Annotated in this window: 3 protein-coding genes; 2 read left to right on the forward strand and 1 reads right to left on the reverse strand. The window is 71.0% G+C overall.

Annotated features, from left to right (window positions below; translation table 11 throughout):
- The coding region (locus G6R25_RS23205) for a hypothetical protein (protein ID WP_161983164.1) at nucleotides 1–186 on the forward strand (186 nt) is incomplete at its 5' end.
- Between the two features lie 1,166 nt (nucleotides 187–1,352).
- Nucleotides 1,353–1,619, forward strand: a complete 267-nt coding sequence (locus tag G6R25_RS23210; RefSeq protein ID WP_163554564.1) for a hypothetical protein — start codon at nucleotides 1,353–1,355, stop codon at nucleotides 1,617–1,619.
- Here the strand turns inward: G6R25_RS23210 and G6R25_RS23215 are convergent.
- Nucleotides 1,597–2,352, reverse strand: coding sequence for a cysteine hydrolase family protein (locus G6R25_RS23215; protein WP_235949487.1), 756 nt, complete (start codon nucleotides 2,350–2,352; stop codon nucleotides 1,597–1,599). The genes G6R25_RS23210 and G6R25_RS23215 overlap by 23 nt on opposite strands.
- Nucleotides 2,353–2,707 lie beyond the last annotated feature (355 nt).

The raw sequence follows: 2,707 nt of genomic DNA on the forward strand, positions 1-2,707 counted from the left end.
CACTGGACCCCGCCGCAGGTGCCGCGGGCGCTGGATTTCGCGATCACGGTGCTCGATGAGAACGGCAGCCCGGTCGAGACGCTCGTCGGCTGGTCCTCGGTGCAGCTCGCGGAGGAACACGCCCACACGCTGGCCGGCATCGCCGGGTATCGGATCGTGCCCTGCCGCCACACCGGGGGTAGCTGAGCGGCCGGCCACCGCCCCTCGGCGGGTGGAAGCGCCAGGGCCCACCGAGGGGCCGCACCATACGCGGCGCGAATCGCCGGTGGGGACCAGAGCCTGTCGGGACTGCTCTACTAGTCCAGTCGACAGGTTCGCGTAGCCTGAAGTGACCATAGGGGCCCCTGGGCGCCTCTCCCGCCGCTCGCTCCGCGTTGCCTGTCGGGTGTGCGGCAGTCTGACTGCTTCGTCCGGATTGCTCATATCTGGACCGACTTGCGGCTCTGTGTAACCTGCCAGCTCGTTGGCCGTCGGCGCGTCGAGCCGGTGGCCCGCCGAGCCGCCGAGGCTGCTGAGCTGGTGAGGGTGCCGAGCTGGTGGAGTGTGGAGTCGGTGAGGTGCTGAACCGCTGGGTCCTGGTCGTTGATGGGTAGAGGCGCCGCGGCCCCGGCGGATGATTTCCTGGCGCTCCAGGGCCCCGTGGTCATCATTCGCCCCAATGCGTGGAGTGCGAAACCATTCGGGGTCCTGACCGGAATGACCCGCGGCCGTGCCGGGTCGGTCGAGAGGTACGCCGCAGGCCCACAAACTGGCGGGCCACACCCATGCTCCGGCATGCGCAGATCAACGCGACACCTTTCCCGCTGACCGCAGATTGTGTCGATGTATGTCCATGGGACCAACACGGAGCGATGGTCGTGCATCCGTTGGGCGAAAATCGCGGGTCGATGCCGCCTCGCGGGAGCCTCTCGACCGGTCGGCATAGTCGCCCCCGAGGGGTTATTCGAAACAGATGGACAACGACTCCCGGCGCGGTTGTTGCTACGTGGTCCTGAGGATTCCCGGCCCGCGGCACACTTGCCACGCGCCGGCGCCACCGACGACGTTGACGGGCGACGACAGGTCAGGACGGTCCGCCCGACATCCGGTCGTGGCGGGCGAGCACCTGCCCAAGGACGCGGGTGAGATCGGCCGCCGGGTCGCCGAACCTGCACCGCCAGCGCGTCGCCACCGATGGCGGTCCGGACCAGCGCCTGGCAGGGCGCGCCATCCCCTACCTACGCGCGGCCCTGCCCGGCGGGGCTGCCCGCTGCGCCAGGACTTTCCCTGGCCGCCGGTCGGGCCCGACGGCACCAGCTCCTGGGATCCGCAGGTGGCGGTCGCGACACTCTACCGGCGGCTGGAGCCGTCGCGTGCCCGCCGCTGGCGGCCCGGTTGCGGCCGATGGCCCCCGCTGCCGGCGGATACCCCCCGGCCGGGACGAGCGGGCTGCGCAGCCCACCGTCGTCGTTTGCGCCACCGACGACGAACTGTTCGCTGTCGAGACCGAGCGGGTCCGGGTTCGCAGCGCGTTCGGCATCGACCCCGTGGAGATTCCCGGTGGCCACCCGCCGATACTCACCGACCCGGCAGGTCTCGCCGCGCTCCTCGACGGGTTCACCCGCCGGGCGATGCAGTAGTCGTCGTGCCGGCGGCGGGAGCCAGCGCGTCGATGAGTTCGGCGGTGTTGAGCACCCGGGCACCGATGTCGCGGCACTCGGCCAGGCCTCGCGGGTAGACCCGGGAGATCGCATCGGCGACGACCACCACGTCGAAGTCGCGCTCGCTGGCCTCGTAGACGGTCGTCCGGGGGCAGTTGGGGAAGTTGGCGCCGACCACGGCCACTGTGCCGACGCCGAGCCCCCGGAGCTCGTCGGCGAGCCGCGTCCCGTAGAACCCACCCCAACGGGGTTTGAACAGCACCCACTCCCGCGGGCCCACCTGCTGTGCGGCACCCGCCAGCAACGCGCGGTCGTCCAGTCGTATGCCGCCGCCGGGCGGCGCCAGCGCCGGATGGAGCTGGCTGCCATCGGTACCGGGACAGACCAGGCGCCTGCCAGCGACGATCGAGGCGCGCCGGCACCGCTCCGCGTTCGAGCCGTCGGGCAGGTACAGCCGGACCAGATGGAACACCGGCAACCCGGCGGCGCGGAAGCCAGCGGCGGCGCGGGCCATCGCTGGCAGCAGTGCCTCGGTTCCCTCGATGGCGCCGGGGCCGTCGGCTCGAGCGAAATCGTTCTGCACGTCGATGGTGAGCAACGCCCACGGACCAGGGGCCGCCGGCGGCCCCTGGTCCGTCGCTGTCTTGGCTGTCGTCGGCTCGGCTGCTGCCTGCCTGGGTGTCGTCGGGCTGAACGTCGCCGTCTCGGACACCGTGACTCCCTTCCGCGGTCGCCCGTCGCTCATGGGCCCGGGCCCGGAGGGCCTTCACTGACGGCTCGCCGGCAGCCCGGCGGCGGCCGGCGTGGGAGTCGACGTCGTCGAGGCCTCGATCGAGCCTGCCTAACCCGGCACCGGGTGTCCAACATCGATCTGTACTGATCGTCAGCAGCGCTGCTCATGGTCGGCGTCGCCCTGCCTGCGCCACGAGTCGCAAGACCTTCAGCACCCGGGCTTAACCCAGATGATCATCTGGCCTTGGGGCGCGCTCGTCCAGCCGGGCTTGCTTCGTTCATGCGTCGTCGGCGGAGCTTCGTTGGTTGGCCAGTGCCGCGTCGGTTGCTGATCA

Source organism: Candidatus Frankia alpina, assembly GCF_902806485.1.
Lineage (GTDB): Bacteria > Actinomycetota > Actinomycetes > Frankiales > Frankiaceae > Frankia > Frankia alpina.